The 24,220-nt window shown below is 61.2% G+C and carries 27 protein-coding genes and 3 pseudogenes; 20 read left to right on the top strand and 10 right to left on the bottom strand.

Features of this window, described 5'->3' with window-relative positions; genetic code table 11:
* Positions 1-122 precede the first annotated feature (122 nt).
* The 4 genes from ACNAOT_RS23340 to ACNAOT_RS23325 all read right to left on the bottom strand — a co-directional run bounded on the left by ACNAOT_RS23340 (position 123) and on the right by ACNAOT_RS23325 (position 1,873).
* Complete coding sequence (locus ACNAOT_RS23340; protein ID WP_420181249.1) at positions 123-428, bottom strand: hypothetical protein; 306 nt, start codon at positions 426-428, stop codon at positions 123-125.
* Entirely contained in the window at positions 409-741 is a 333-nt protein-coding gene (locus ACNAOT_RS23335) for a hypothetical protein (protein ID WP_420181248.1), read from the bottom strand. Before ACNAOT_RS23335 ends, ACNAOT_RS23340 begins: the two co-directional genes overlap by 20 nt.
* Positions 742-1,125: 384 nt before the next feature.
* Complete coding sequence (locus ACNAOT_RS23330; protein WP_420181247.1) at positions 1,126-1,434, bottom strand: hypothetical protein; 309 nt, start codon at positions 1,432-1,434, stop codon at positions 1,126-1,128.
* Positions 1,435-1,522: 88 nt separating this feature from the next.
* On the bottom strand, positions 1,523-1,873 hold the full coding sequence (locus ACNAOT_RS23325) for a hypothetical protein (RefSeq protein ID WP_420181246.1): 351 nt from the start codon (positions 1,871-1,873) through the stop codon (positions 1,523-1,525).
* 429 nt (positions 1,874-2,302) lie between these two features.
* Between ACNAOT_RS23325 and ACNAOT_RS23320 the strand changes: the two genes are divergently transcribed.
* The 6 genes and pseudogenes from ACNAOT_RS23320 to ACNAOT_RS23295 form a co-directional block, all read left to right on the top strand.
* The gene (locus ACNAOT_RS23320) at positions 2,303-2,911 is read left to right on the top strand and encodes a DUF6349 family protein (protein ID WP_420181245.1); all 609 of its coding nucleotides are present in this window, start codon (positions 2,303-2,305) and stop codon (positions 2,909-2,911) included.
* Positions 2,912-3,068: 157 nt separating this feature from the next.
* Positions 3,069-3,291 (top strand): annotated as a pseudogene (gene nrdH / locus ACNAOT_RS23315) (glutaredoxin-like protein NrdH); the annotation flags it as partial.
* 86 nt (positions 3,292-3,377) lie between these two features.
* Positions 3,378-4,004, top strand: coding sequence for a hypothetical protein (locus tag ACNAOT_RS23310; RefSeq protein WP_420181244.1), 627 nt, complete (start codon positions 3,378-3,380; stop codon positions 4,002-4,004).
* Positions 4,005-4,067: 63 nt separating this feature from the next.
* Positions 4,068-4,214: a hypothetical protein gene (locus ACNAOT_RS23305; RefSeq protein ID WP_420181243.1), complete on the top strand. Its 147-nt coding sequence runs from the start codon at positions 4,068-4,070 to the stop codon at positions 4,212-4,214.
* Positions 4,151-4,507, top strand: a complete 357-nt coding sequence (locus ACNAOT_RS23300; protein ID WP_420181242.1) for a hypothetical protein — start codon at positions 4,151-4,153, stop codon at positions 4,505-4,507. Before ACNAOT_RS23305 ends, ACNAOT_RS23300 begins: the two co-directional genes overlap by 64 nt.
* 19 nt (positions 4,508-4,526) lie before the next feature.
* Positions 4,527-4,898: pseudogene (locus ACNAOT_RS23295) on the top strand (single-stranded DNA-binding protein); the annotation flags it as partial.
* A gap of 135 nt (positions 4,899-5,033) precedes the next feature.
* Here ACNAOT_RS23295 and ACNAOT_RS23290 read toward each other — a convergent pair.
* The 5 genes from ACNAOT_RS23290 to ACNAOT_RS23270 form a co-directional block, all read right to left on the bottom strand.
* Complete coding sequence (locus ACNAOT_RS23290) at positions 5,034-5,255, bottom strand: hypothetical protein (protein ID WP_420181241.1); 222 nt, start codon at positions 5,253-5,255, stop codon at positions 5,034-5,036.
* A 246-nt stretch (positions 5,256-5,501) separates the two neighbouring features.
* Positions 5,502-5,723, bottom strand: a complete 222-nt coding sequence (locus ACNAOT_RS23285; protein ID WP_420181240.1) for a hypothetical protein — start codon at positions 5,721-5,723, stop codon at positions 5,502-5,504.
* 156 nt (positions 5,724-5,879) lie between these two features.
* Entirely contained in the window at positions 5,880-7,091 is a 1,212-nt protein-coding gene (locus tag ACNAOT_RS23280; protein ID WP_420181239.1) for a hypothetical protein, read from the bottom strand.
* A gap of 509 nt (positions 7,092-7,600) precedes the next feature.
* Positions 7,601-7,921 carry a helix-turn-helix domain-containing protein gene (locus tag ACNAOT_RS23275; protein WP_420181238.1) on the bottom strand — a complete coding sequence of 107 codons (321 nt, stop codon included), beginning with the start codon at positions 7,919-7,921 and terminating at the stop codon, positions 7,601-7,603.
* Between the two features lie 4 nt (positions 7,922-7,925).
* Positions 7,926-9,005 (bottom strand): tyrosine-type recombinase/integrase, encoded by a 1,080-nt coding sequence (locus tag ACNAOT_RS23270; protein ID WP_420181237.1) that lies wholly within the window; start codon positions 9,003-9,005, stop codon positions 7,926-7,928.
* Between the two features lie 99 nt (positions 9,006-9,104).
* Between ACNAOT_RS23270 and ACNAOT_RS23265 the strand changes: the two genes are divergently transcribed.
* The 10 genes and pseudogenes from ACNAOT_RS23265 (at position 9,105) to ACNAOT_RS23220 (ending at position 19,236) form a co-directional block, all read left to right on the top strand.
* Entirely contained in the window at positions 9,105-9,347 is a 243-nt protein-coding gene (locus tag ACNAOT_RS23265; RefSeq protein ID WP_420181236.1) for a hypothetical protein, read from the top strand.
* 93 nt (positions 9,348-9,440) lie between these two features.
* The gene (locus ACNAOT_RS23260; RefSeq protein WP_420181235.1) at positions 9,441-9,869 is read left to right on the top strand and encodes a hypothetical protein; all 429 of its coding nucleotides are present in this window, start codon (positions 9,441-9,443) and stop codon (positions 9,867-9,869) included.
* Positions 9,870-9,875: 6 nt separating this feature from the next.
* A pseudogene (locus ACNAOT_RS23255) lies at positions 9,876-9,950 on the top strand (DUF2510 domain-containing protein); the annotation flags it as partial.
* Positions 9,951-10,037: 87 nt separating this feature from the next.
* The gene (locus ACNAOT_RS23250) at positions 10,038-10,232 is read left to right on the top strand and encodes a hypothetical protein (protein ID WP_420181258.1); all 195 of its coding nucleotides are present in this window, start codon (positions 10,038-10,040) and stop codon (positions 10,230-10,232) included.
* Positions 10,233-10,446: 214 nt separating this feature from the next.
* Positions 10,447-10,803 (top strand): transcriptional regulator, encoded by a 357-nt coding sequence (locus ACNAOT_RS23245; protein ID WP_420181234.1) that lies wholly within the window; start codon positions 10,447-10,449, stop codon positions 10,801-10,803.
* Entirely contained in the window at positions 10,803-11,639 is an 837-nt protein-coding gene (locus tag ACNAOT_RS23240) for a nucleotidyl transferase AbiEii/AbiGii toxin family protein (RefSeq protein WP_420181233.1), read from the top strand. The genes ACNAOT_RS23245 and ACNAOT_RS23240 overlap by 1 nt, the downstream gene beginning before the upstream one ends.
* A gap of 987 nt (positions 11,640-12,626) precedes the next feature.
* The gene (locus tag ACNAOT_RS23235; RefSeq protein WP_420181232.1) at positions 12,627-13,271 is read left to right on the top strand and encodes an AAA family ATPase; all 645 of its coding nucleotides are present in this window, start codon (positions 12,627-12,629) and stop codon (positions 13,269-13,271) included.
* Positions 13,262-13,561, top strand: coding sequence for a hypothetical protein (locus ACNAOT_RS23230; protein ID WP_420181231.1), 300 nt, complete (start codon positions 13,262-13,264; stop codon positions 13,559-13,561). Before ACNAOT_RS23235 ends, ACNAOT_RS23230 begins: the two co-directional genes overlap by 10 nt.
* Positions 13,562-13,822: 261 nt before the next feature.
* Positions 13,823-14,179 (top strand): TnpV protein, encoded by a 357-nt coding sequence (locus ACNAOT_RS23225; RefSeq protein ID WP_420181230.1) that lies wholly within the window; start codon positions 13,823-13,825, stop codon positions 14,177-14,179.
* Positions 14,180-14,274: 95 nt separating this feature from the next.
* Entirely contained in the window at positions 14,275-19,236 is a 4,962-nt protein-coding gene (locus tag ACNAOT_RS23220) for a helicase-related protein (RefSeq protein WP_420181229.1), read from the top strand.
* A 94-nt stretch (positions 19,237-19,330) separates the two neighbouring features.
* Here ACNAOT_RS23220 and ACNAOT_RS23215 read toward each other — a convergent pair whose 3' ends face one another.
* Positions 19,331-20,413 (bottom strand): hypothetical protein, encoded by a 1,083-nt coding sequence (locus ACNAOT_RS23215; RefSeq protein WP_227471754.1) that lies wholly within the window; start codon positions 20,411-20,413, stop codon positions 19,331-19,333.
* 329 nt (positions 20,414-20,742) lie between these two features.
* Here ACNAOT_RS23215 and ACNAOT_RS23210 point away from each other — a divergent pair, with 329 nt between their 5' ends.
* From ACNAOT_RS23210 to ACNAOT_RS23195, 4 genes are all read left to right on the top strand, one after another.
* The gene (locus ACNAOT_RS23210) at positions 20,743-21,084 is read left to right on the top strand and encodes a hypothetical protein (RefSeq protein WP_420181228.1); all 342 of its coding nucleotides are present in this window, start codon (positions 20,743-20,745) and stop codon (positions 21,082-21,084) included.
* A gap of 204 nt (positions 21,085-21,288) precedes the next feature.
* Positions 21,289-21,894, top strand: a complete 606-nt coding sequence (locus ACNAOT_RS23205) for a recombinase family protein (protein ID WP_193594589.1) — start codon at positions 21,289-21,291, stop codon at positions 21,892-21,894.
* Positions 21,895-21,935: 41 nt separating this feature from the next.
* Positions 21,936-23,363, top strand: a complete 1,428-nt coding sequence (locus ACNAOT_RS23200; protein ID WP_193594590.1) for a Mu transposase C-terminal domain-containing protein — start codon at positions 21,936-21,938, stop codon at positions 23,361-23,363.
* On the top strand, positions 23,360-24,172 hold the full coding sequence (locus ACNAOT_RS23195) for an AAA family ATPase (protein ID WP_193594591.1): 813 nt from the start codon (positions 23,360-23,362) through the stop codon (positions 24,170-24,172). The genes ACNAOT_RS23200 and ACNAOT_RS23195 overlap by 4 nt, the downstream gene beginning before the upstream one ends.
* The last annotated feature ends 48 nt before the right edge of the window (positions 24,173-24,220 follow it).

The following is a 24,220-nucleotide window of genomic DNA, read 5'->3' as shown; positions in this document are numbered from 1 at the left end:
CACAACACGCTGACAAATGGTTCCGCAGGGATGCCGGGTCGAGCCTCACTCGATTCCTTCAAAACGAGTTCGAGGTCGAAGTCGGATGCGGACCGCCGCGCTGGTTCGGCAGCAGGCAGGTTCTAAGTAATGGACTCCAAGGTCCACCAGGTTGCCGCTGGGACGCGCCGGAGCAGGAATGTCCGCAGGGCCGAATTCGAGGAGAGCTTCACCTGCACCCTCCAGAACTCGATATCCACAATGTTCCCGACGCCTACCGGCGCGGTCTGCCGACGCTCCCACCAGGCGTCACGTTCGAACCAGTGAACCGGTTCTTCGGTGACGACCCAGAGCCGGCCGTCATGCCTGACGGCCAACGGCCGCCCGGTCGGGCTGAACCGGACATCGACGCGGGCGTTGAGGGTGGTTTCATTCGCTGTTGCTGTCACGGTTTACGCGCTCTCCTAGATTCCTGCTCATCGTCCCGCCACGGCGGGTTACCGCCGAGGCCCACACCCATGTCCGGTACGTCAACGGCCCGTCCTTCCATGTCACTTCCGCTGCCCGTTCGGTCCAGGCGAACACTTCGCCTTCCACGAGCTCGGCGCAGTTCGGGAACCGCAGCCACGCACGCACCGGGATCCCCGGATACCCGTTCCGCATGGGGAAGTTCTTGAAATCAAGCTCTTCCAATGTGAGCCCGAACGGCTGCGCACGCTTGGAGTACCTCGCGTGCAGTGCCTTGGCTTGCTCCGGGTTCACTACCACATCACTAGAATATATGTTCGAATCGACACGGGAAGAAAAAGCGACCGGTTGGCCGCTGGAACCATTGTGGGGGAGGGGGGTGACATTTTTACCGCGTGTGATATTTGGGGTAACTCAGCCCCGCCACGCAGATTACCGGCTGTCAGGGCTGTGATATCTGAACCAACTCAGCCCTGCGATATCTCGTTCTTCGGAGGCAGGGCTGTGATGTTTGGCTACGTTCAAGCCCGTTGACCGCCGGGTGCCCGCAAGGCGGAGTGGGCGCTGTGATATTTGGGGAAACTCGCTCGTTGAGCCTGTGACATTTGAACCAACTGGCGTCTTCGACCGCCTAAATGTCGGCTGTGATATTTGGCTACACTCGCAGTTTCGGTGCCGCTACAGACCCGGATCGTCCTTTGTGGCTTCATCCGTGTGATTCTTGAGACTCCTGAACGTGGCAGCCATGGCCCGCATCGCATCCGGGTCTTCACTCCAATGGCGCCCGCCCCGGCCACAGGCACGGAACGAGGTCACGCGGGACTCATCCATAGCCTGCCGCAGCTCCACTAATGCCTCCTCCACATCAGCCAGTTCAGCCGGCGTCAGTGGTTTCCGCTCTTCGGGCATAGGAGCGCGCACCACGGCAGCAGGAGCCTGTGCTGCAGAAGCTCTCCGGACCCTGTTCAGGATGTTTCGCAGTCCCACTGTTCTGACCTTTCTCCACAAAAGGGTGTCCCGCCTGGGATTGGGGGTAACCAGGCGGGACGTAGCCCACCGTACCAAGAACGTCACCCTAAGGACGGACGTCTCCGTCCGCACGGCGTTCGGTGAACTTCTTCATGGCCTCAACCCACGTCATGCCCAACGCTGCGCCGATCTCATGCCAATCCATACCCTTGTATCTGGCCAACTTCACCGCCGCCAGCAACTCCCGACGCGCCCGAGCGGCGGCGTCGAACTTATCCTTCACGAGGTCCAGGGGAACCTCCATCAGAAAGCCGCGACCCAGCATGTCCTCCGCAGCCGTGGCCTCAAAACAATCCCCCAAAAGCTTGTAGGACGAAACCAACTCCGACATCTCATCTGCCGTGAGGTCGTCGAAGTCATTAGTGCCCACCGGACCGGTGTAAGGGTGAGGCCTCACGCTGGGCTCCTTCCTCTATCTCATCAACATAGCTTCCACGCGGACGGGTTTCCCATGGTCCAACACATTACGTTGCCGTCGCACCACGGGCAGCGGGCCGGGTTCTTTTCAGCCTTGACGACACACAGTGGTCGCGCGGGGCCGGGACGCTCGGGCACAGGAGCCACCGGGGCCGGAACAGTTCTAGGACGGCAGGGGGATTCACGTCGGGGTACTCCCAGCGATCACCCAAGACCCACCACCCAGCCCACACCAGAAACGACACAAAAACCGCGCAGATGTTGGCCTTGACGGCAGGCAACACCTTGAATACATAGTATCACAATAGTATCACTATAGTATCGCAATGATAAAAAAGGGCGGGCTCTGCGGACACAGAACCCACCCAGCCAAGCGACTCTCATCCCTACGCAATAAGGAGATTGGACCATGACGGCAACAGACGTGCTGACCGGCCAGCTTGACCTTCTAACCCTACTGGAACTGGAATCCAGGCCCACGGCACCGCTTCACTTCACGGTCGGGCATTACCACACTGACGAACTGGACGAGGCCTACGCCTACCGCGCCAAGAGTGAAGGCATCCTCGGCGTATCGAACTGGAGCCGCCAGTGGAATGAATGGCGGACGGGCCGGAACGTAGCAGCCGGCTCACCGCACCGAACCTTCACCTATGGCGCGGACCTGCGATGCCATGAGCATTGGCGCAATCCAAACTGCCAGTGCCTGGGAGGCCTCTTGTGCCGCGTGTACTGCCACGATTGCGACTGGTGGAGCGGTATCCATGACAGCGAGAACCGCGCCGTGGAGGACATGCTCAGCCACTGTTGGCCCGGCTGGCAGGAGCTGCCGCTGGTCACGGCAACCATGAAGGCCAACGGCGGATACAAGTACAAAATCCCCGAGGACTACCCCGCGGACTGGCAATACCCCGGCGCACCAGTGAGGACTCTCAGGGAGCCGATGGGCAGTCGGCATGTTCCCGGACGCAGTCCATGGGGCGGCTACGACATCGGAGTCATCAATAACACCAAATAGCCACAGAGAAGGCGGGGTCGAAAGACTCCGCCTCCCCTATATGCCGGGAAAAAACATCCTAAAACCTAGATTGGGTAGTATCAACATGATACTATAGTAGTATCAAGTCAAGCAGACGAACGAAACCAGAACCGACCCCCCGATGGAGCTGAGACAGATGACGATCACCGTTTACGCCAAGCCAGGATGCGTGCAATGCGATGCCACCGAGCGGGCCATGGACAGGAAAGGCATCGGGCACCTGACGGTAGACGTCACGAAGGATCCCGAAGCGCTGGAACGCATCAAGGCGCTCGGATACATTGCAAGCCCCCGTCGTCGTCACCGACCACGACCACTGGTCCGGATTCCGTCCAGACAAGATTGAGGAACTGGCCAGCTGGTCGCTTAGCCCGAACCACCAAAACTGCAGACGCTGCGGACACAGCACCGGCAGGAACACCCCTTCCTCCGCAAGGAGAACACCATGAAGAACAAGACCGCCCTGACAGCCGGCACCAGCGCCGCCACGGTCACTGACACGCTGGACGTGGCCGTCACCGTCCGCGAATCCTTTGAACTGCGAGCCAGCGTCACCATCAGCCGCGACGGCTTGGAATCCTGGGTCCAGGCACACTACGACAGCCCCGAGATCACCACCGCAAGACTGCACCAGTACATCCACGTCATGCACGGCTCGGGGATGCCCCCCACCATCAGCCCCAAGACCTTCGGACGCGAGCACGAAGTGACCGACGTTGAGCCGCAGGTCTTCGACCGCCGAGCAATCGACTCAGGCATTTACGGCGACCAGCACGCAGAAACGCTGCTCAAAGCCAACCCCATCCTCGTTTGCGGCAAGCAGCTGCCGGAACTGCACGACATTGACGACCACCACGTCGCAGCTGTCTACTGCGACCCCAGCAACGAAGACCTGACCACCCGGCTCATCATGGACGACAAGGGCTCCCTGAGTGGATTGGAAATCTGGGAAGACCGCCAGCGCACCCCGGAAGTGCACGCACCGTTCCGCTCCGGTTCGGACTGGACCGACGTCGAAGGTTCAGGCATCTGGGAAGACCTCCTCGCCACAGGAATCCACACCGCAGACTAACGAGCCACCCGGTAACCGGACGGCACAAGCCCCGGGTACCGGGCGACCAACTTGGAGGACATCATGACTATCTGGTTCGCCGTCTACGACTCCCACCAGGGGAAGACCAAGATCAAAGCAACCACCACCGAGGACGAGCTGCACACATGGCTCGAAAGCCACACCTACTCGTTCCGCGAAGTACGCCAAATCGGCACCACCGAGGTCTAGGAACCACGGCACGCAACAGCAGCTTCCCGTCCAAGATCACCGGATACCTCGAACCACCACAAGGACGACCGGACCCCCACGAGCCACTCCGATGCAACTTCTCCGGATGGTCAGCCCACGGCAACTCCACCGTCTTTGAGATCCGCGAGTTCTACTCCCAGCCCGAATACGCTGAGGAAGGCAAGCCCATCAGCGGAGACCAGACTCAGCGCTTCCTCGCCGTGGAACAAGGGGCCGGGTGGCCAACGTACGGCGATATTCCCAACATCAAACCACGAAACGCACTGTTCTAACCGAGAGAAAGGCACCACCATGGCCGGCGAAACCACCATTACCGTCATAGGCAACTTAACTACGGACCCAGAGCTCAGATTCACCCCCAGTGGATCCGCGGTGGCCAACTTCACCATTGCTTCCACGCCCCGGACCTTTGACCGTCAGAGCAACGAATGGAAAGACGGCGAGACGCTGTTCCTTCGTGCCAGTGTATGGCGCGAAGCCGCAGAGAACGTCGCTGAATCCCTGACCAAAGGTACCCGCGTCATCGTCAGCGGGCGACTGAAGTCACGCTCCTACGAGACCAAGGAAGGCGAAAAGCGCACCGTCATAGAACTGGAAGTAGACGAGATCGGACCCAGCCTCCGCTACGCCAACGTTTCCCGTGGGTTCAGCAAAGCTGAAGGTGCCTCCACCGCGAACCCCAGTGTCAGTACCTCAGCGTAGAGGGCAGGAACCTTTGGGTTTGGGATGGTCGCGGGGGATGGAGGTGACGGTTCAGTGTGTGCGAGCACGATTGACGCTTCTCGTCACTTTAAGGCGCTAAGGCCCTTCCACTTTCTCGAGCTCGTCTCCGAAAGGGTCGAGTCCGCGCTCCCTCAGGAGGTCTTCGATGAAGCCGAACTCTGTGGCACTGAGTTCGACTCCGACATCCCACGTCGAATCGCACTCCTCGCAGCACTGCAGGACTTCACCGGTGGCTTTGACGCGGTATGTATCGACGCGGCCCTGCTCACACCGCGGGCACAGAACGTAGACGCTCATATGGGCAAAGCAACACTGTCAAGAAGGCTCGTGCCGTGGGTAATGACTATTCTGACTGGAGTTTCGTCATTGGTACCAAAATGCTTTCCCATTGAAACAAGATACGTGTTGGCGCGCTGCCTACCAATTGGGGCCAAGCCGTGTGGCGTGACAGGGTCAATGGTTACTGAGGTCCGGGCGGGTCGGGACGGCGGGGCCGTCCAAGGCTGTGCGCCGGCTGATGAACACGTGCGGGTTGTCGCTGCGCTAAGGCCATTCCACTTTCTCGAGCTCGTCTCCGAAAGGGTCGAGTCCGCGCTCCCTCAGGAAGTCTTCGATGAAGCCGAACTCCGTGGCACTGAGTTCGGCTCCGAAATCCCACGTCGCATCGCACTCCTCGCAGCACTGCAGGACTTCACCGGTGGCTTTGACGCGGTATGTAACGACGCGGCCCTGCTCACACATCGGGCAAATGATGTAGACGCTCATGGGGCCAGGGGAGCACGTGCAAGCGGGCTTGTGTCGTGGAAAACGACTGTCGTGACCTTGGGTTCGTCGGTAATACCAAACTGCTTTGCCATTGAATCAAGATACGTGTTGGCGCGCGGCCTACCAATTGGGGGCAAGCCGTGTGGCGTGACAGGGTCAATGGTTACGAAGGTCCGGGTGGGTCAGCACGGCGGAGTAGCGGGCCGCGCCTGGGATGCTGAGCCCGAACATGTCGCAGAGCCGTCGAATGTCGCCCCCGTTCGCGTGCAGTTCGTGGAGGATCCGGTCTTCGCGGATCTCCTGGACGGTCATGCCCATGGACGTGTTGACCCACCAGATACCAACTGCGGAGCTGTCCAGGGCTGTGCGCCGGCTGATGAACAGGTGTGGGTTGGTGGTCTTCGGCCATCGGTTTTCGCGATAGGCCAGCCATGCGGCCAGTCGGTCCCGGACGGGTTGGGCGAGCGGGATAACCCGCTGGTCAATATGCAGTCGGCCGTCGTGGATGTCGGTCAGCTGGAGCTTGCGGACTTGACCGGACCGCAGCCCGTGGAAAGCAACGATCGCTGTCACCGCGGCGCGGGCGGGGGACGAGGAGTTGATGGCTTCGCGGAGCGAGGATGCGGCCACGGGCATGGGCTGGCGGGTTTCGTGGGTGCCGGTGCGTATCGACCCGATTGGGTTGAAGAAGACGACACGGTGGGCTTTGAGGACCCGGAACAGGCAGCGCAGTCCTTGGCCCATGGTGGCTCGCGGGTTGCCGGAGCCGGGAAGGACTTCCGTGACGTCTTCTGCGGTGACTTCCCGGAGGGTTGTGTGTCCGGCCGCTGCCCAAGCGTTCAGGGCAGGAAGGGACCAACGCAGGTACAGGCGGATGGTCTGTTCCGTCCGGGGTCTACTGCGCGGAGGGGACATGCTGCCGTGGGTCATGACCACGTACCAACGGCCAAGTTCGTGGCGCATTTGTTCGGGAAGCCCGGCGATGGCGGTGCTGAACCACTTGTTGACGGCAGGTTCGCGGTCGTCCTCGAGCAGTCCGGTTGCAGCGCAAACCTCCAGCAACCGCAACGTGTTCGTTCCGATTTGCTGCAGACCAAGGATGTCGGTGGCGCGCAGTGGCGCTCCGGGTGTGTCCTGCAGGCCAAGGGCGATGGTCAGTCCGCGGCGCACGATTTTTGTCGCTGTCAGGCTCCATCCGTGCTTTTCTGCGTAGTCCACAACGAATCCGTCGAGGAAGGCAGCCATCGCTGGGTCAGCCGGGGCTGGGAAGCCGTGGGCACGTCCTCGCTGCAGATCGCGTGCCGGTGCGGGGAACAGCACCAGTTGGCGGTGGGCCACGGGGGTAAATGCCGGGACTGGGCCCGTCATGGGTTGTTTTGGTCGGTGCCGTCGGGTGCCGCGTCGTTGCCCTGCGCTGGCGTGGCGGAGGTTTGCTATGAACAGTTGCTGGCCGAAGCGGTTGGCTTCCAGCAGATCGGCCCCGTTCTTGCGGCCTCCGGCGGCGAGGAATTGGTGCCAACAGAGCCTGCAGCCCTGATCGTCATTGACTGCAGCAGTTATGCCGCATGCCCTGCAGATTCCCTCAGCATATTTAATTCGCCAGGCCTTACACGCATCGCAGAGCCAGGCGTTGATTCTGCCCACGCCCCAGGCCTGGCAGTCCCGGCACGCCGCCACTGGCTGGGGAGCGCTGCGGTGGCATTGATCGCACAGTCCCGCGGAGTAGTACCCCTCTGTTCGCCCGCATCGTCGGCACGGCGGCGGGACGAACGGACCTCCGGGCATGCAGCCATAGCAGAACTTCGTCCGACGCGGATAGCTCCATGCGACCGGCCGCAGGCAACAGACACTGCACTGACGGGGACGGCTGGCACCTCTCATACCGGCGGCTTGGAACGGTTGCGACCGAGCCGGGGAATCACAGCCGGTGCAGAACCAGCCGATGATGCTTGGGCCAGTTTCGGCCGTGCGGCGGCTACTTTCTCTGGCTCGCAGATCAGCAGCTCCGTGGGGGAGCAGTTCAGCACCGCGCAGATGACGTCCAGATCTTCGAGGCGGATCGTTGTCGGTGTCCCGGTCCAGAGCCCGGACATCTTGCCGGTGCTGATCTCAAGTCCGGCGTCGGCAAGCCGACGTCGCAGCTCGGTCGATTTCCAGATTCCCCGCTCCGCAGCGACCATTCGTAGGTTCCAACGCATCTTGTCACTCTCCTGTCAGCCGGGCGGCCAGGCGTTCGTTTGCGACCGCCCAAGCATGGTCGATGTGGTCCGAATGGACGTGGATATAGCGGGTGGTGGTCGAGAGCCATTCATGTCCGAGCAGCTCTTGGACAGCTTTCAGATCCAAGCCCCGAGCATAGAGGGACGAAGCGCAGTAGTGCCGCAGACCGTGCGGACTGAGCCGTCCTCGCCATGCCGGCAGCCAGCGCTCGACCGCGCCAGCCAGGCCTGCCCGCAGCGCGTCATCACCGACCCGCGCGCAGCCACCGGTATGTTGGTCACGCCGTTCGCTCGGGAACAGAGGCGCATCGGGATCCAGATAGTCATCACCGAACTGATGGCGCACATCCGTCAGCCACCAATGCAGCAGCGAGTCAACCGAGTTGATCGCGGGAACAAGCCGGGGTTTGGCGCCCCGGCCACGGCTGCCTTTGCCGAAGCGCACGTGGAGCTTGCCGTGCTCCCCGAGGTCGGGACGCCAATCCTTAATGTCGAGCATCAGGGTCTCGTTGATCCGCAACCCGGCCCGGCGCCACAACGACGCCGCCACATAATCACGGGCCGCGGGCAGATACTTCCTGGCCTCTGGCAAAGCATCGCGCCATCTGGTGAACAGAGCCTCAATTTCCGGGTCACTGGGCGGGACCCGGGTAGCTACGAAAGACGAGCCGGAGGGCCGGTTGAATTCATCTATCGGCTGCAACACCACATAACCGGTGAGAGCATGAATGTCGCCTTGGTACCTGGCGATCAGGAAGTCGAAGAACCTGGCAAGGGTGCCGGCTTTGCCTTCCCTCGTGGACCGCGCCTGATTCCGTTCCTGACGCAGATGCGCCAGGAACCGGTCAGCGTCCGAGGGCGACGCCGTCCACAGGTACTGGCCGAGGAACCGTGCGAACTCAAAGATCACAGAGCGTTCTGTGCTGACGAACTGGTCAGTGACGCCCGAACCGATCTGGGCGAGCAGGAATTGATCGACGAGTTCTTGTTCAAAGTCCTCTTCGTCTTGTTGAGAACGCAGCGTCTGGCTGAATCCTATGGACCGGACGGTCGCAAGCACCATCACGCACCTCTGGGTTCAGCAATATTTCGCACTGATCATGAATACCACGAAAGCTTCAGGAATCATGAAAATATTTCAGCTATCGATATTGGAGGCAAAATGAGTAGTTTCGGCGGATATCTTGGCGGAAGTGGGGAATGTGAGTCGACTCATGAACTCACGGGATTCGGGACAGCCAAGGTCAACCGAACCCAACGTTCCAGCGGAAACGGCCAAGCAGGAGGCGGCTTCGGCAACAGTAACACTGCCGCTACCGCTACGCAGGACGATCCATGGGCCACCCCGCAAGCCACGAGCGCCGGTAGCTGGGGCAACGGCCCGGACGCCGAGCCACCCTTCTAAAACTCCGTATGGTGTCGGGGCCAGTCACTAGGCTGACCCCGACACTACTTAATCAACGCCAGCCACATTACTTCTCACGAGGGGACTCACAGCATGACGCACAACGATGACCTCCGTCGCTGGGCCAAGGGAATGTACGGACTCGAAGCCGCCACCGAGCTGCTGATCCGGGCTTTCAACGGCAATTTCGCAGCCCCCGGCAATCCGTGGGTCCATACGAGCACCGAACCGCAGGGCCCTGGCCAATTGAATGCATGGATCGACTTTGAATCCATCCCGGACGAGACAGGGGCGCTCTCTGGCGGTGAGCGGAGATTCCTGCTGCTGGCTGCCTCATTGGCTGCCGATGTTCCAGTCGTCCTTGGCGACGTCGTCACGGGGCTCGACCGTGGAAACCTCGATTTGCTGCTGGCGGCCATCGCTCACGCAGGGGGCAGCCACGAACACTCTGGCATGACACTCGACGAGGACGGCACGCCCAAGTCCTTCACGCACCTAAAGACGCTGCACCCATGGCCATAGTGAAAAATGACTCGTATGACTAACCCGGGGGCAGGCTGGTACACGGATCCCAACAATTCAACCCAACAGCGATGGTGGGACGGTCGAACATGGACTCAGCATACGCAGGCGAACGCCCCTGCATCTCGACCAGGGAACCCGACTGCAGCGATAGGTTTCGGATTGGGAATGGCAGCCTTCTTCCTGTTTTCCATCCCAATTTTCGGACTGCTTCTTTCGCTTGCGGCCCTCGTGGTTTCAGCCATGGGGCTTCCACAGGCACAGGGCACGCCCAAGCAGTATCGGGTCTTCGCGGTCATTGGACTGATCCTTGGGATCATCTACACGCTGATGGCGGTTCTATTTCTAATCACCGGACGGTGAATGCCCGTGCACGATTACGGTCGTTTTCGTGCACGCGCCAACCCGCCGGGGGCGAGCTTCCCCGCCCCTTGCCGCTTCGCGGAAACACGCCACTGGATTTTGAACGTAACGCTGCACGGAACCGACAAGTGAACGGCGACGACCTGTGTTGGGTTTGGTGCACTCTTGCTAATCTGAGCCCAGCGGCAACCGACGTCGCGCCAACAGGAGAGACATGCCTACCCTCAAGCCCAGGAACACGGCCCACCACTCCGAGGAGTCACGCGTCCTTATCCAGGACGTGATCCCGTACGAGGTGGCCGAAAGCTTTGATGCTCTGCAGGGACCGGGGGACGGTGTTCTGACGCTGCCGCAGCACGTCTACTGGGGACCACAGGCGGACTGTGATCTGGGCCAGCCCGAAGGCGTGTTCAAGGCGTATCAAGCAATCCTGCGGGAAGGTACGCGGGCAGATCAGGAGCAGCTGCTCAACGCCGGCCTCTTGGTGAAGGTGTGGAGCGAGCTGATGCTGCCTGTTCGCGTCCGTGACTTGTGGGAGACCAAGTTTCCGCAGCTGGCGCAGCGCTCCTAATGTCGGACGTCGAATACCATCGCGATGTCACGCGCCTGGCGCTGGATGCCTTGGCCAGCGGAGGATTCGCCTTGGCCGGCTCCGGCGCCATCCGGGAACATGGCATCATCGACCGTCCCACACAGGACATCGACCTGTTCACCTCCGTCACCAGCACCGAGGCCTTCGCCCTCGCAACACAGCGACTTGCGGAGGCTATGCGAGATCGCGGCCTCGAAGTAGCGGAGCGCCGCATTGGCCCGCAGTTCGCAAACTTCTCCGTCACGTCAGCGGCAGGCCAAACAGTCGAAGTGGACCTTGGCGTCGACTGGCGGGCAGCGGAGCCGGTCACCCTGTCCATCGGCCCGGTCCTGAGTCTTGAGGACGCCGTTGGGAGCAAAGTCGTGGCTGTCTACAGCAGAGCCGAAGTGCGCGACTACCTTGACCTCGACGCCATCAGGGAGTCCGGCCGATTCACTGACGGGCAACTGCTCGACCTCGCGGTTGACCGCGATCCCGGTTTCGACATCGTAGTGTTCGCCGGCCAGCTTGAACAGATCAACCGCATCACCAGCACCTTGCGGGTTGAGGAATACGGAGTGGGGGAGCAGGAGCTGGCACAGCTCAAGGCACGGCTGAGCGACTGGGCCCGTGACCTGCACGCCAACCCGCCGACACTTGGCCGCGACCCGATCCAGAACGACCAGGAACAGGCTGGGTCCATGGATCCCGGAATGGAGCAGGTGATGAAACTTGTGCAGGCCTCCTACCCGGTTTCGGCCCGCGACGCTCTGCGCCCGTCAGCCGAAGCGCCGGCGGCTGCGGCAACGCCATCAGAGACGCGCAAGGAACGGTAAAAGGGTAGGAACCGTGACAGTTAGCCTCGTTGGATACACGCGTAGCCCGGACGGTTAGAAACCGTCCGCTTTACGACGACGCGCCTGGCCACATGTAGGCGTTGGCATGGTGTGCCGTGGCGGCTTGAATAGCGGCCCGCCCTTTGGGGCCCTTGCTGGGCAATGTGCGGGTCTTTGCACTTTCTGCAGTAGCCAAATAGCAATCGGAGGTCCCATGGGATTCCAGTACGATCAAGGGAATTAGCGGGCTGCTGGCTGAATAGATAAGTCAATGTACAAGAACCCGCGCGGCTCTGGTTACGTTTTCACAGAAGGAACAGTCAATGCTGAGCTATCGCACTCTGATGAGTATTCGCCCACCTCAAGACACAGACCCTCTTCAGGGGGTTGTTGATAGGACCTTCGCGTGGATGAAGGAAAAGGGCCTGGACGTTGACGGTGCTCAGCCTAATGGTGAATACGAAGTCGCTGAACATGCGCGCCTGAAGTGGATCGTTTCCGATACGGAACACACCACTGACACCCATCGATTTATTCTTACGGAGGAGTCGCCCTCCGGAAATTGGGTGTCGACGATCACCGTACGCCAGCCAAGGGACCTACACAACCCAGGGCGGCGAGGCCAAGACCTCCACCGAAGTCCTGTGGACCAATCACGAACTCCAGCTGCCCGGCCCTGACTTTCGTCCGACAGGCCCGGAAAATGACGAAACGCCCTGCCTCCGGGAAGGATGCTTCCGCACCGTCACGCAGCCCCGCACGGGACGGCCCCGGAAGTACTGCTCCAACGCCTGCAACTCACGGCACCACCGCACCACCGCCGATACAATGCCCGAATAGGAAAACTTCAGTATCATCGTGGTATCATCGTAATATTAGTATCAAAACAGTGTCACTGTTATACTGTGCCAGTAACACCATGGCACTAAAGGCTACGCATCCTGATACCAAGGCGGTATCATCATCTGATTCTCTCGAGAGGAAGACATGCCAGTAATCCTTGTCGCCAGCCAGAAGGGCGGGACGAGTAAAACGACGACGACGATCAACATCGCCGCCGAGCTTTCGCGGTTGGGCCACGACGTTCTGATCGTTGACTGCGATAAAAGCGTGCAGTCCTCCACAACCTGGGCAGAGGACCGCGCGCAGGATGACTCACTCCCCCGTGTCCACGCGATCCAGAAGACCGGCAACGTCCGTGAAGCCCTGAAGGATCTGAAGAAACGCTACGACTACGTGATTGTCGACGCGCCGGGGCATGACAGTCAGGAAATGCGGACGGCCATGACGGTCGCGGACCTCATGATCATTCCTGTGCGTCCTTCCCAGTTCGACCTGGACACCATGCCCGGGATGGTGGGCCTGATCGAAGCCGCCCAGGACATGAACCCCAAGCTGAAGGCGACCGCGCTTCTGACACAGGTTCCCACATACCCGAATGCCACCGAAGAAGATGAAGCCAAGGACTACTTGCGGGACTATCCACAGATCCCGCTCATCGACGCGGCACTGAAGATCAGGAAGGCCTACAGGGACAGCATCCCAGTGGGCCGCGGCGTCATCGAGCTCTCAAACGCGTCTGCAAAGGCAGAAGTGCAGGTACTGGTAAAGGAGATTCAGGGATGCCTATAAAGAAAAGGGACGCAATGCCGACAGCCGCTGCTACGGGGTCGGTGGATGAAGACGCTGTAGCCAAGAAGGCTGAGGAATTTGGCAGGGGAGGTTACGCACCAGAAGTTGTTGAGATTCCCTTGGACCCCAACGCCCCTGTTGGACCTCAGGGAATCCTGTTCAGGTTCAACGACTACCAGAAGCAGCTGCTCAAAGAATCAGCCGAAGCTGACCGGCGCAGCCAGCAGAAGCTGCTCGAATCCATTATCTGGCCGGAATTGGAACGCCGCCGAGCCGCCCGGAACCAGTAACACGGCAGTATCACCGCAGTATCAGTGCGATATGACGCCGGTATCGCGGTAGTTGCAGCAGGCGCCGTCCGCGCTTCGGACGGTTTGCTGTTGACCATCCCCGCGATCCCCATGTGACAGGAAACCCAGATGCATCCCCGCTACCGTGAGCCTCGAACCAGAAGAGGCACCAGGGGGAGTAGTCCATGGCGGGACGCAGGAAGCAAATCGATGGCCAGCTGAGCTTTGACGCTTTGTGGGCGGCACCAGAGGAGGATCGCAATGAACAAGTACGGCAGGCAGGCTCAGGAAGCCTGGAAGACAGCCAGTCCAACGCAGTACAGCCAGGTTCAGAACCCGGACGAGTTCTTTACCAAGCTGGGGGAGCAGGCCCAGGAACAAGTGGACGAGCTGCAGATCAAGCTGGCCGGCCCGGACCCGAAAGGGGAGGGGTATCTGGAGAAGGTCGGCAGGTTGAACGCGGCACGGAACCAAGCCGAGGAGATCGTCCGGTACGAACTGCTGTCGCCGCCGGAGACGGAGGGCGAGGACGAAGAGGACGAGTACGTGAATCCGAGTATTCAGGAGTACCTGGACTCGATGAGGGAAGTGGACAAGCTCCGGGAACAGCTCTACTAGACACCGAAGCGGGCAGGTTCCGCCCGACGTCTCAAGAGGACTTGGCGCCGTCCGGTGCGCGGAGTCGCATTAGGGCGAACCTTGAAGCCCTCGAGGTGCTTCAAACGTTGCAGACCGAGGACCGGCCAGCCACAGAGGCTGAAAAGACTTCGCTGGCACGGTGGGGGAGTTGGGGAGCGCAAGGTGTCTTCCAAATCTTTGATGAAAGCCGCGAGGAATACGCGGGGGACCGAGAACACCTGCGCAGCCTCCTGAGCGAGGCACAATACGACGCCGCGCGCCGTACCACGATCAACGCTCACTACACCGACGCTGCCTACGTGAAGGCCATGTGGTCAGCGGTGCAGGACCTCGGATTCGACGGTGGCACGGTGCTGGAACCGGGATCCGGTGTCGGCACCTTCATCGGCTTCGCCCCTGACTCAGCCGAAATGACCGGCGTTGAGCTGGACCCGACCACGGCCGCCATCTCCCAAGCCCTCTACCCTGAGGCCACTGTCCGGGCGGAGTCCTTCGCGGACACGAAACTCCCCACCGGCCACTTTGACCTTGCCATCGGCAACGTTCCCTTCGCTAACGTCACGCTGCACGATCCCCGCCACAATGCCGGGGAACACTCGATCCACAACCACTTCATCCTCAAATCCTTGGAACTGACCCGCCCGGGTGGCATGGTGGCTGTGCTGACGTCCAGCTTCACCCTGGACGGCACCAACCCGGCAGCACGGCGGGAAATGAACCAGCTGGCCGACCTTGTGGGGGCGGTCCGCCTGCCAACCGGTTCGCACCGCAAAGCAGCCGGCACCGACGCGATGACCGACTTGCTGATCTTCCGCCGCAGGGAACCCGGGCAGGAACCGGCCTCAACACTCTGGGAGACCGTCAGTGCCCGCAGGATCGACGGGACCATCACCCGCCTGAACTCCTACTTCGATGAGCACCCCGAGCGTTTGTTGGGGGATCTGCACGTGTCCCACGGCATGTACGGGGCCGAAACCCTGCAACTGACGGCCGATGACCTCTCCGCTGTCCCGGAGCGCTTGAACGCTGCCCTGGCCGACGTCGTGGTCGAGGCCAAGGCCGCAGGCCTTGTCATCACTGCCCGCACCGAGGAACAGGAACGTCAGCGTGCCGCTTACGTCCCGGCAGGTGCCAAGGAATGGGAGGGCCACATCAGCGCCAACGACACCGGCTTCACCGTGGTCGAAAACGGCTCCCACACCGAACTCGCCGTTCCCAAGACCCAGGCCGCCGAACTCCGCGCCCTTCTGGGACTCAGGGACGCCGGCCGGAAACTCCTCACCGCAGAAGCCGACAGCCGCGACGACACCGCCGACATCGATGCCCTGCGTGACGAGCTGAAGACCGCGTACAGCCAGTACGTGGAGACCTACGGGCCGATCAACCGCTTCACGCTCCGGGACACCGGACGTGTGGATGAAGAGACTCAGGAGCCTATCCAGGCCCGCATCACACCCCGTGCTGTGTCGATCCTTGGCCGTGACCCGTTCGGGCCCTTGGTCAAGGCGCTGGAGAACTTTGACGAGGCCAAGCAGACCGCTACACCCGCTGCTCTGCTCTCCAGTCGCCAAGTTCAGCCCCGCCGACCCATTCTTGGTGTGGATACTGCCGAGGAAGCGCTCACCGTCACCCTCGATACCGTGGGTGAGGTTGATCTGGATTACGCCGCGTCCTTGCTGGGCATCAGTGTGGAGGAAACCCGTGCGGCCATGGGGGAGAGCATCTACCAAGTCCCTGGCCCGGACGAAACCTTCCAAACCCGCGCCGAATATCTCTCCGGGAACGTCCGCGAAAAGCTGGAAATCGCCCAAGCCGCCGCGCTCAGCGACGAACGGTTCAACGCCAACGTTCATGCCCTCACCCAGGCCATTCCAGAACCGCTGCGCATGGACGAAGTGGAAGGACGCCTCGGCGCTGTCTGGATCGACGCCGACACCCACCAGGAGTTCGTCCGCGAAATCCTTAACGACCCCTACGCCACCGTCTCGAACGCAGCAGGGTCCATGTGGGACGTCAAAGCCAACCGCCACACCCTTGCGGCCACGAGTAACTGGGGCACTCAGCGGATGCCAGCCTCCGACATCCTCAAGCAGGTCCTCGAACAAAGGCCAGTCCGGGTCACCGACGAAAATGAAGACAAGCGCCGGATCCTGAACCCCACAGAAACCGCAGCCGCACAGGAAAAAGCGCAGCTGCTGCAGGAACGGTTCAGCGAATGGGTATGGGAGGAACCCGAACGGGCCAACCGCCTCATCGACGAATACAACCGTCGTTTCAACTCCATCGTGCTCCGGGACTACAGCACCGAAGGGGAGAGGCTGACCCTGCCCGGCATGGCCAAAGACTTCTCGCCACGCCCGCACCAGCGTGCCGCTGTGGCGCGGATGCTCTCTGAACCAGCCGTTGGCCTGTTCCACCAGGTTGGTGCGGGAAAGACTGCAGAGATGGTCATGGGTGTGATGGAGCTTCGCCGCTTGGGCATGGTTAACAAGCCTGCCGTCATTGTCCCGAACCACATGCTCGAACAGTTCGCCCGGGAATGGCTGCAGATCTACCCGCAGGCGCGCATCCTCGCCGCCTCATCGACTGACCTCGCAGGCGACAAGCGCCGCCAGTTCGTGGCCCGGGCGGCTGCGAACCAGTGGGACGCCGTGATCATGACCCGCACCGCGTTCCAACGAGTGAGCCTTAGTCCGGAAGCCGAAGCCGCCTACATCAACGCTGAAGTCATTCAGATGCGGGCGGAGCTGGAAGCCGTCAAGAACAACGGCCAGGACAACGGCCGAGCCAACGCCAGCATCATCAAACGGCTGGAAAAGGCAGTGCTGGCCCAGGAAGAAACGCTCAAGGCCAAGCTCGACACTCCCGCCGACCCCGGGATCAGCTTCGAGGAAACCGGCATTGACTACCTCGTCGTGGACGAGCTGCACGACTACAAAAACCTCCGGACACCGTCCAACATCTCCGGCGCCGCAATCCAAGGCTCCAACAGGGCATCGGACCTTCACATGAAGACCGAGTTCCTGCGCGAACGCGAAGGACGGCGCGTGATCACCGGTGCCACGGCAACACCGATCGCGAACTCCGTCACGGAAATGTACGTCATGCAGCGCTACCTGCGCCCGGACCTGCTCCAAGCAGCCGGCATCAAGGACTTCAACACCTGGGCCGCGACCTTCGGGCAGGTTGTTGAAGAAATGGAACTCTCCGTCGCCGGCGGCGACCGGTTCAAACTCAAGAGCCGGTTCGCGAAGTTCCAAAACGTCCCCGAACTGCTGAAAATGTTCCACACCTTCGCAGACGTCAAAACCGCCGAAGACCTCAAACTGCCCATCCCGGCCCTCGCCCCACGGAACGGGGACGGGCTCCGCCAGCCCAACATGCTCGCCGTCGAACCAAGCCCCGAACTGCGCGCCTATATTCAGGACATCGGCAACCGCGTCGATGCCATCCAGCAACGCCTTGTCGCCTCTGAGGAAGACAACATGCTCAAAGTCTCTTCAGACGGCCGCAAAGCCGCCCTGGACATGAGACTCGTGGATCCCGGACTGTTCCAGCACGGAGCCACGAAGATCAGCGCCGCAGCCGACCTGCTGGCCAGCGTCTACGAAGAACACAAAGACCGCATCTACACCGACCCCTCCACTGGGGAGCCGGAACCAGCCCGTGGTGCTCTGCAACTGGTGTTCTGTGACTTCGGCACGCCCTCGGAGAAGTGGAACGTCTACGGGGAGCTCAAGGACCAGCTCCGGCGCAGGGGAGTGCCCGAACACATGGTCAGGTTCATCCATGAAGCCAAGAACGACAACGAGAAAGGCCGGCTGTTCGCGGCCGCCCGTTCCGGACAGATCGCGGTGCTCGTTGGCTCAACATCGAAAATGGGTGTCGGCACGAACATTCAAAAACGTGCCGTGCACCTGGTGGACATGGACGCCCCGTGGCGGCCGTCCGACGTCGAACAACGCCACGGCCGCATCCTGCGCCAAGGCAACCAAAACCCCGAGGTCCGAATCTCCCAAGTCGTCACCAAGGAGTCCTTCGATTCCTTCATGTGGCAAGGACTGGAACGCAAATCCCGGTTCATCAACCAGATCATGCGCGGCCGCCTGGACGTCCGGGAAATTGAAGACATCGGGGACAACACCCTGAACTTCGCCCAAGCCAAAGCCATCACCAGCGGCAACCCGCTGGTACTGGAAAAGGCCGTCGCGGACCAGGAACTGGCCCGCCTGTCCCGTCTGGACCGGGCGTACAACCGCAACCTGGTCGCGGTGAACCACACCAAACGCGGAGAACAAGCCGCAGCTGACTTAGCAGCCCAAGACCTGCCACTGATCCACGCCGCCGTAGCGCGGACCGTGGACACCACCGCGGACGCCTTCAAAGCCACCATCGGCGGGCAGAGCTTTGACAACAGAACCGACGCCGCCGAAGCTCTCCGGGCATGGGCAGGACGACAAGGCCACCGGCTCATGAACCTCTACGGGTACGACGAACTCGGCACGATCGCCAACATCGGAGGCCACGAACTGCGCGCCAAGCTCGTACCCGGACGGGACCTCGACCGTTCCACGGTGGAGGTACGTGTGGAGGGTGTGCCCAGGGCGACCACCCAGATATCCCGTAAGGGTCTGCTCTCAGCTGACCTTGGCACGATCAGGCAACTCGAAAACAGGGTGTCCTCGTTGCCAAGGCTCGCCGCTGACGTCGAGACACGACGCCAGGAAGCCCTCACCCGTATCGAGCAAGCAGACAAGGCGCTGGCGGAACCGTTCAAGCACGCCGACGCACTCAAGGCTGCTCAAACCAACTCGGCACGTATCGACCAGCTCATGGCCGATGCTTCAAAACCGGACGAACAGCCACAGCCCGAAGCCGCTGCCGAAGTTGACCCGCGCATGGAGAAGATGCAGCGCCTCATGAACGCATCATTCCCGACTCCGCCGGGAGCCGCGGCCACGGCATCCACGACCACAGCGGCCACACCAAGAACGCCGGAACAACACCGCCGACAAGACTCCGACTACGTACGCTAAAACCGGCCACGCAAAAGCCCTGTACAGCAACAAGCTGTGCAGGGCTTCATCCTTATCCATCCGTGGAGGGGTATGGGGACTCTATGTGAGCTATTTAGCGGTTGTTGGCTTCGGGAAGGGTGGCCAGAATCCTGTCGCGCAAGGCCCCAGATTTCTCAGATGGTGACCACTCGACGAGATGAATCCCCTCTTTACTCAGCTTGTCGAGATGCGCGGAAACGACTGGGTTCGCAAGAGAACCCAGCGATGGCGAAGGCGTGATGATAACTGCACTGTGAGCCCCCTCGCGATCCATGACCATTCGAAGCCGTTTGGCCTGCCTGTCAAGGATGTGCTGGTTGGGGACGAGTTGTTTGACCTCTACTACCAGTTTGTGGGAACCAATTGTCATAACTGCATCTGCCCCGAAGTCAGAACCCGGTTTCGAAGCCAGCGGTCCGAACCTATGGCGAAGTGCCGCCAAGACGTCATTCTCATACTCGAAGTGTCGGTCCCAGGCGCGGACTACCTGGCTCGATTTTTCGTCTGACGGGAACTCGGCAAATAAAGCGCGAAGGGATTCCACTCCTGCGGCGTCCATGGAAGATTCATCCACGGGGGCAGTTTCGTCCTGTTCGGGTAGGGGTGTGTCTTTCTGCGGAGAGCCTTTTAGGTAGTGGTTAAGAATTCCGTCGACAGCATCCTTCTGAAAGGGAGCCCTGGCGGTGCTCTTCAGAGACCTTATGAGGCTGATTGCCATTGAAAATGGCAGGGGGTCCTTTGTCTTGCTCGCCTTCTCGCTTGCATCCAGATTAGGGGAGACGATGCGGTCAGTCACCCACTCGAACTGTTCCCACCATGCCTCATCTTCGGCCTTCTGTTTGGTGTGTTTGAGCTGTCGATTCAAGGACCATGCCCCGATCACTGCTGCAAAGACAGCAAATAGACCTGCCATTGCAGGACTCGTAACGAACCGATCGGCAAGTGGGCCCCAGTCATATGACGGCCATGGCCATTTCCATAAGGCAAACAGAGCGACGGCATGAACAGCGATGGTCAGCAGGAAGACCGTGAGATAGGTGAACAAGGCTATGGCGGCGACTCGGCGGGTCACCGGGTGACTCACTGTTCTTGATACCCATCCCTTGCGGGGCGGTGCCTCCGTTTTGCTTTCTGGAGGTGCCGTCGTTGTACTCATGGGATTGAGTTTATGCGGGTTCTGTAGACGCCACTGACGGCATTCACCTGACCGCCTGGACGCGACCACCACGGCACCGTCCCGAAGAGATTGCCACAGGGCAGAATGGGGTCATGTGTGGCAGATACGCTCCGCAGCCCCAGGGACTGGCGCAACGAAAGCCCAGGCGGCGAGCCTGAACCAGCAGCACCAGCAACGGGCAGGGTACGAGCGGTGAACCAGAGTGGTGGCCGCCCTGTTCATCCGGGAACTCATCTTCTAGAAAGACTCGCCCCGATATTGCCCCAGCGATGGGGCAATTCTGGTACGGTCGATTCATGACTACGGAAATGAGTATTGAACAAGCGGCCGCCGCAGCAATCAGCCAGGCCCGGCTGCTCGCCCATCAAGCCAACCTGGCAGCCGACACGGCCATCCAGCAAGCGGTAACGCTCTTGCTTGACTCGGGCATGACCCAACGAGCGGTCGCCCAGATGACAGGCGTCAGTAAGTCCAGCGTGGCGCGTATGGCCAAGTCTCGGCCGCCACTCGGAGTAGTTGTCGGTCTGCAGACCGATGCCCGCGTCTACGCGTTCGCAAATGAGTGGATCTGGGGCAGTCAAGAGAATGCGCGGGCTGTAGCGGACCAGCTGTTGCAAGCAGGTGAACTTCCCGGCGGGGACGTTCGGTGACGCCGCCGAACCCGGGTTCTCATGTTCTCGTGTCGCCCACTCGCCCGCGGACCAGCTGACAGGTCAAAAACGACCGTATTTGCTACAACCCAGCCGACTCATTGAAGAGGTTCAATGCACCCCCGAATTTTGTAGCGGAACTTAGTGCCGAATTCTATGTGCCGGTTCTTCTGCTGGTTGACGGGTATTGGTACATTTGGGCGCATGGGACATCTGTTGGGCTACGCCCGGGTATCGACCGGGGACCAAGACGCGGCTCTGCAGCAGGACGCGTTGAAGGCGGCCGGCTGCTACCGCATCTTCACGGACACGGCTTCCGGGTCTCTGGAGTCCCGGCCGGAACTGACCAAGGTTCTGGATCAGCTGCGGCCCGGGGACACTTTGGTTGTGTGGCGGCTGGACCGGCTTGGCCGGTCTATCCGACATCTGATTGACCAGCTCGCCGATCTCCAGGAGCGTGGCATCGGGTTCCGGTCCCTGCAGGAGGCGATCGATACAACTTCCTCGGGCGGACGTCTCGTCTTCCATGTGTTCGCGGCGCTGGCGGAGTTCGAACGGGACCTGATCCGTGAGCGGACTAGCGCAGGGCTTCAGGCGGCACGGGCGCGCGGGCGCGTTGGCGGCCGGCCCCCGTTGCTGACCAAGGACAAGCTCCGGACCGCCCGCCGGATGTATGAGCAAAAGGACATGACGGTCGAGAAGATCGGCGAGGTTCTGGGCGTCAGCCGGACCACCGTCTACCGGGCACTCCGGCGCGAACCGGCCCCTGCCGTGCCGCGGCGCCGTTCAGGGCAGAAAACAGTCCGGTGACGGCCGGAGGCAGCGGTACCCTCACCGGTAACACTGCCTCCATGCCTGACCAGACAGCGTTGGTGCGCTGGCGAATCCTTCGCCGGCATATCGAAGACGGCGTGCCCCTTACTGCCCTTGCTGAGCACGAAGGCATCGGACTTCGGACACTGCAGCGCTGGCACGCGGCCCACAAACGCAACGGCATCGCCGGACTGGCTAGTGCAAACCGAGGGACCACCCGACGCAGGAGCACCTCCGAGCTGGTCGCACTCGTCGAAGGGCTGGCTTTGGTGAACCCGCCCCTATCTGTGGCTGCCATCGCCCGCAAAGCCAACCGCGTCGCCGCCGACCACGGCTGGCCACCCCTCTCCTACAGCACCGTCCGCTCCATCATTGCGGGCGTTGACCCCGGCATGAAGACACTCGCCCAGCTGGGAACGGCCGCTTACCGTGACACCTATGAATTGGCATGGCGGCACCGGGCCGAGGGGCCGAACGCGATCTGGCAGGCCGACCACACCGAACTGGACATCCTCGTGCTGAACGCGAACATGAAACCGGCGCGCCCTTGGCTCACCACCATCGTGGACGATTACTCCCGAGCGATTTGCGGCTACACCATCTTCCTCGGGGCGCCATCGGCCCTGAACACCGCATTGGCACTGCGGCAGGCCATCTGGCCCAAAGCCGGCACAGGGTGGCCGATGTGCGGGATCCCCGACGTTCTCTACGTTGACCACGGCTCAGACTTCACCAGCAACCACCTCACCCAGACGGCGAAGGACCTCCACTTCGAAATCACCTACTCAACAGTCGCCAGACCCCAGGGACGCGGAAAAATTGAACGCTTCTTCGGCACCGTCAATACGGAGCTGCTGGCCGAACTGCCCGGACACCTGACCCGCGGCTACACGCCGCCCGCGCCGGTGCTGACCCTCAAAGAGCTGGATGCCGCCATCGGCCGCTTCATCATCGAGGACTATCACCAGCGGAAGCATCCAGAGATCAAGGCGACCCCGCACCAAGCCTGGGTAGGGGACGGCTGGCTGCCCCGGCTCCCGGCAACCATGGACGAACTGAACCTGCTCCTGTTGACCGTTGCCAAACCGCGGATCGTCCACCGCGACGGCGTGCACTTCCAAGGACTCAGGTACGTCTCCCCACTGCTGGCCGCCTACGTCCGCGAACCCGTCATTGTCCGCTACGACCCCCGGGACATCACAGAGATCCGCATCTTCCACAAGAACCAGTTCATTTGCAAAGCCGTAGACCCCGACCACGAAACCTCAACCCTCACCCTCAAGGACATCCAGGCCGCACGCTCGGCCAGACGCCGCGAACTGCGCGGACAAATAAACCAGCGCATCGCCGTCGTGGCCCGGCACTTACCGGATTTAGCGTCACCGAAGCCAGCTTCGGCGCCGCCCTCTGTCGAGCAACCCACGAAGCGCCCAAAGCTACGCACATACCTGGAGGATGACCTGTGACCACGCAAAGCTTCATCGCCACCAAAGAGCACCGCCGGTTTGTGGAGTTCGCGGACGCGGTGCGCCGCCAGCACACGATCGGCATCTGCTACGGGCAGGCCGGAATCGGAAAGACCCTCTCCGCCAGACGCTATGCCAACTGGCACAAGGCACAGAAGCTACTGGAGGAGTGGGGACCCCGGGAAGAATCCGATCACCAGGTCTACGCCGCACTCTCCCGCTCCCGCACCGTCTTCTACACCCCCGCCGTGCTCACCACCCCCAAACAGATACACGCGGACATCGAGCACACCAGCACACGCGTGTCGATCTGCGTGGACCAACACCTGTCAGACATCGGCAAGGGGACAGGGCCCCACACCCGCGTCAATAAATATGTCGAGCTGCTCATTATTGACGAATCAGAACGCCTCAACGCCACAGCCCTTGAACTGTTGCGCGACCGCTACGACCGCGACAACGTAGCCCTGATCCTCATCGGCATGCCCGGGATCGAAAAATGGTTCAGCCGCTACCCCCAGCTCTACAGCCGTGTCGGATTCGCCCACGAATACCGGCCCCTCGAACAGGAAGAACTGCATTTCGTCCTGCAGCGCCGCTGGCACAAGCTAGGGCAAGCCTTGGACCCTGACGACTTCACTGACGCCCAGGCCATTGCCGCCGTCGCCCGCATAACCAGGGGAAACTTCCGCCTCATCGACCGGCTCTTCATACAGGTCGAGCGCGTCATGAAAATCAACGAGCTCAACACCATCACCGACGACGTCATCGAAGCTGCACGCTCAACACTCGTCATCGGAATCACCTAAACCGCCAAACCGACCTGCAGAAAAGCCGCCATTCCGAACTAACAGTCA

Source organism: Paenarthrobacter sp. TA1.8 (assembly GCF_048595705.1).
In the GTDB taxonomy this organism is placed as follows: domain Bacteria; phylum Actinomycetota; class Actinomycetes; order Actinomycetales; family Micrococcaceae; genus Arthrobacter; species Arthrobacter nitroguajacolicus.
Note: the sequence above shows the minus strand (reverse complement) of the source record. Positions and strands in the feature narration are given on the sequence as shown.

Bases quoted from the DNA above. Each gene is read 5' to 3' on its own strand.
- ACNAOT_RS23320 (WP_420181245.1), top strand. From the start codon at position 2,303: ATGACGGCAACAGACGTGCTGACCGGCCAGCTTGACCTTCTAACCCTA.
- ACNAOT_RS23225 (WP_420181230.1), top strand. From the start codon at position 13,823: ATGAACAAGTACGGCAGGCAGGCTCAGGAAGCCTGGAAGACAGCCAGT.
- ACNAOT_RS23290 (WP_420181241.1), bottom strand. From the start codon at position 5,255: ATGAGCGTCTACGTTCTGTGCCCGCGGTGTGAGCAGGGCCGCGTCGAT.
- ACNAOT_RS23240 (WP_420181233.1), top strand. From the start codon at position 10,803: ATGTCGGACGTCGAATACCATCGCGATGTCACGCGCCTGGCGCTGGAT.
- ACNAOT_RS23270 (WP_420181237.1), bottom strand. From the start codon at position 9,005: ATGGTGCTTGCGACCGTCCGGTCCATAGGATTCAGCCAGACGCTGCGT.
- ACNAOT_RS23305 (WP_420181243.1), top strand. From the start codon at position 4,068: ATGACTATCTGGTTCGCCGTCTACGACTCCCACCAGGGGAAGACCAAG.
- ACNAOT_RS23200 (WP_193594590.1), top strand. From the start codon at position 21,936: ATGCCTGACCAGACAGCGTTGGTGCGCTGGCGAATCCTTCGCCGGCAT.
- ACNAOT_RS23260 (WP_420181235.1), top strand. From the start codon at position 9,441: ATGACGCACAACGATGACCTCCGTCGCTGGGCCAAGGGAATGTACGGA.
- ACNAOT_RS23235 (WP_420181232.1), top strand. From the start codon at position 12,627: ATGCCAGTAATCCTTGTCGCCAGCCAGAAGGGCGGGACGAGTAAAACG.
- ACNAOT_RS23250 (WP_420181258.1), top strand. From the start codon at position 10,038: ATGGCAGCCTTCTTCCTGTTTTCCATCCCAATTTTCGGACTGCTTCTT.
- ACNAOT_RS23215 (WP_227471754.1), bottom strand. From the start codon at position 20,413: ATGAGTACAACGACGGCACCTCCAGAAAGCAAAACGGAGGCACCGCCC.
- ACNAOT_RS23245 (WP_420181234.1), top strand. From the start codon at position 10,447: ATGCCTACCCTCAAGCCCAGGAACACGGCCCACCACTCCGAGGAGTCA.
- ACNAOT_RS23210 (WP_420181228.1), top strand. From the start codon at position 20,743: ATGAGTATTGAACAAGCGGCCGCCGCAGCAATCAGCCAGGCCCGGCTG.
- ACNAOT_RS23310 (WP_420181244.1), top strand. From the start codon at position 3,378: ATGAAGAACAAGACCGCCCTGACAGCCGGCACCAGCGCCGCCACGGTC.
- ACNAOT_RS23230 (WP_420181231.1), top strand. From the start codon at position 13,262: ATGCCTATAAAGAAAAGGGACGCAATGCCGACAGCCGCTGCTACGGGG.
- ACNAOT_RS23285 (WP_420181240.1), bottom strand. From the start codon at position 5,723: ATGAGCGTCTACATCATTTGCCCGATGTGTGAGCAGGGCCGCGTCGTT.
- ACNAOT_RS23275 (WP_420181238.1), bottom strand. From the start codon at position 7,921: ATGCGTTGGAACCTACGAATGGTCGCTGCGGAGCGGGGAATCTGGAAA.
- ACNAOT_RS23280 (WP_420181239.1), bottom strand. From the start codon at position 7,091: ATGACGGGCCCAGTCCCGGCATTTACCCCCGTGGCCCACCGCCAACTG.
- ACNAOT_RS23300 (WP_420181242.1), top strand. From the start codon at position 4,151: ATGGCTCGAAAGCCACACCTACTCGTTCCGCGAAGTACGCCAAATCGG.
- ACNAOT_RS23265 (WP_420181236.1), top strand. From the start codon at position 9,105: ATGAGTAGTTTCGGCGGATATCTTGGCGGAAGTGGGGAATGTGAGTCG.
- ACNAOT_RS23205 (WP_193594589.1), top strand. From the start codon at position 21,289: ATGGGACATCTGTTGGGCTACGCCCGGGTATCGACCGGGGACCAAGAC.